This window comes from Candidatus Aquicultor secundus (genome assembly GCF_002791875.1).
Classification (GTDB): Bacteria; Actinomycetota; Aquicultoria; order Aquicultorales; family Aquicultoraceae; genus Aquicultor_A; species Aquicultor_A secundus.
Window position 1 is genome coordinate 1 of sequence record NZ_PFNG01000114.1, and the last position, 2,783, is coordinate 2,783.

3 protein-coding genes are annotated in these 2,783 nt (G+C 47.8%); all 3 read left to right on the forward strand.

Going from position 1 to position 2,783, the window contains the following annotated elements:
• Nucleotides 1-302 precede the first annotated feature (302 nt).
• The 3 genes from fliW (at nt 303) to COY37_RS04685 (ending at nt 2,704) form a co-directional block, all read left to right on the forward strand.
• A complete protein-coding gene (gene fliW, locus COY37_RS04675) occupies nt 303-785 on the forward strand; it encodes a flagellar assembly protein FliW (RefSeq protein ID WP_286976418.1) in 483 nt (160 codons plus the stop codon).
• A gap of 30 nt (nt 786-815) precedes the next feature.
• A complete protein-coding gene (gene csrA, locus COY37_RS04680; protein ID WP_286976420.1) occupies nt 816-1,064 on the forward strand; it encodes a carbon storage regulator CsrA in 249 nt (82 codons plus the stop codon).
• A gap of 209 nt (nt 1,065-1,273) precedes the next feature.
• Complete coding sequence (locus tag COY37_RS04685) at nt 1,274-2,704, forward strand: flagellin N-terminal helical domain-containing protein (protein WP_286976422.1); 1,431 nt, start codon at nt 1,274-1,276, stop codon at nt 2,702-2,704.
• Nucleotides 2,705-2,783 lie beyond the last annotated feature (79 nt).

A 2,783-nucleotide genomic window follows, 5' to 3' on the forward strand; every position in this document is an offset into this window, starting at 1 on the left:
ATAAACTCGGCCTGACAAAAGCCCTTAGCGGTGTAGAAGATGCCGATTTGGCAGAAGTCATCACAAGGCTCAAGATGGATGAGAACGTATATCAGGCGGCTTTAATGGCCGGCAGCACGGCGCTGCAAAAATCGCTCATTGATTTCTTGAGGTAGCGCTATCTAGCGTTATGTAAGTAAAGGTTCTTAAACCAATAACTAGAGTGTTTTAAAAGCACTTTGTTAGGGTTACTATTAAACGAGCAAAGGAGAGAAGGAAGCAAACAGGCACGAGGTATAGCCTGCGGGGGCTTCCGGAGCATTATGGTAAAACTTGCTGAAAGAACGAGTACAAAGAGGATTCAATTTACGACTACGAGGTTTGGTCAAGTCGAAATCGATGAGGCGAACGTAATTCGTTTCGTCGATGAAATCCCCGGATTTCCAGAAACGGAGCGGTTCATCCTTATTCCTCACAAAGAGGATAGTCCCTTTGCCTGGCTTCAGTCCGTGGACGCACCGGACGTTGCATTTGTCGTGACCGATCCATGGCTGTTTTTTGAGAATTACAAGCCGACCGTAAATGAGATTGACCTGGAGAAACTCGAGGTAGCCGGAGGAGCCGAAGACAGCTCCGACGAAGGCTGGGTTATGCTGTCGATACTGACTATTCCGAAAGATCCGAAGAAGATGACTGCTAATCTTAAGGCGCCGGTTATCATTAACACTAGAAATAACACGGCAAAACAGGTTATCTTGTCTAGCGAGGACTATACGACCAAGCACCGTTTGTTCAACAGATCTTAGTTAATTGTTTCATAAATATTAGGAGATGCAATGCTGGTTCTTACCAGGAAACTTAACGAGAGTATACATATAGGAACAGATATAGAAATCTTCGTAGTAGAGATCAAAGATGATCATGTAAAGATCGGGATCAAAGCCCCAAAAGACATCCCGGTGCATCGCGCGGAGATCTATAAATCTATTCTCGAAGAGAACAGTCTTGCCGCATCAACCTCAGAAGCGGCTCTTCAAAACATAGGTGAACTACTTCCCGAGAAACCTTCAAAACAAGACCCATAATTCTTAAGAATTTTCTCAAATCCTGTGCAGAAAAGCTAATGGCCTGACGATACCTACCGTAAGGCCATTTTTGTTGTGGAAGGCTTTCCCTTAAACCGGCCGGATAAGGTAGGCTTTCCATGATAAGAAACCTAAGGCAAGGATGCCTAAGACAGATGGGTTGAAGATCATAAGATCGGAAACTCGAAAACTCAAGGAGGAATTGAAAAATGCCATTAGTAATCAACACGAACATTCAGTCCCTGAATGCTCAAAGAAACCTCAGCAAGACCCTCATGCCGCTCCAGACTGCTATGCAGAGACTCTCTTCAGGTATGAGAATCAACTCAGCAAAAGACGATGCAGCTGGTCTTGCTATCGCTGTGAGGATGAACTCGCAGATGAAGGGTCTTACCCAGGCCGTTCGTAATGCAAACGATGCGGTTTCACTTGTACAGACCGCTGAGGGTGCTATCGATGAGATGACCAATGCTCTCCAGAGGATTAGAGAGCTAGCCGTCCAGTCAGCGAACGCTTCCAACACCGCTCTTGACCGTGGTGCGACCGACAAAGAGGTTCAGCAGCTCGTCGCTGAGGTCGATAGGATTGCAACGCAGACCCAGTTTAACAACCAGACATTGCTTGATGGTACGCTGGGAAGCAAAGCATTCCAGGTTGGCGCCAATGCCGGCCAGACAATTAGCGTTGCGCTTGCACAGGGCTTAAAGGCAGGTCAGATCGGTCAGATCGCTGATAGTACTGCAACTGCTGCTACCAGTGCGGCTATCGTAGGTGGCGATAACATCCAGATCAATGATAATAAAATTATCGCGACCGTTGCAGGTGGCGCCGGCCAGACCACCTCTAGCGCATGGTCAGTAGCAAACGCTATCAATGCGAGTGGTGTTTCAGGCGTAACAGCTACCGCCGTTACGGGCACGACAACCTCAAACGTTGCCAACAAAGGTATTGACTTTGCAGCCGCAGCTGATGCTTACAAGCTTGATATCAACGGTGTAACGGTGTTTAACTATACCGCTACCGCTGCATTTGCAACAGAGGGTCTTACCCAACAGCAGTTGATCGATAGGATCAACATGTACTCAAGCCAGACCGGCGTTGGTGCTGCGCTTAACGGCACGTATATCGAGCTTACCGCTGCTGATGGTAGGGATATCGGCGTTGATGTAACCGTTACTGCTGGTGCTACCGCTGCATTTAACGCTGACTCTACGACACACGGGTTCATCGAGCTCAGCTCAAGCGACGACATTAAGATCACCGGTGACGCTTCCAATAAGCTCGGCTTTGGTGCTGGCGCTACTACGATTACGAAAGATGCCCAGACTCTTAGCAATATCGATGTTAAGACGGTTACTGGCGCTAACAACACGATGAAGAGAATCGACTCGGCCCTTAATGTTATCTCGAACATGAGAGCAGACCTTGGTGCTGTTCTTAACAGGTTCCAATCCACAACGGCTAACCTGTCAAACGTTTTGGAGAACATTACAGCCGCTCACTCACGGATTATGGATGCCGACTTCGCGGCTGAGACTGCGAATATAACAAAAGCGCAGATCTTGCAGCAGGCTGGTATCTCGGTATTAGCTCAGGCTAATACATTACCACAGAACGTATTAACGCTACTGAGGCAGTAATCAATTGGAGGGAGAATTGGGGGCGGCCCATAGGCCGCCCTCTCTTCAAATAAGATGGAAGTAAAACCGACGGGTCTAA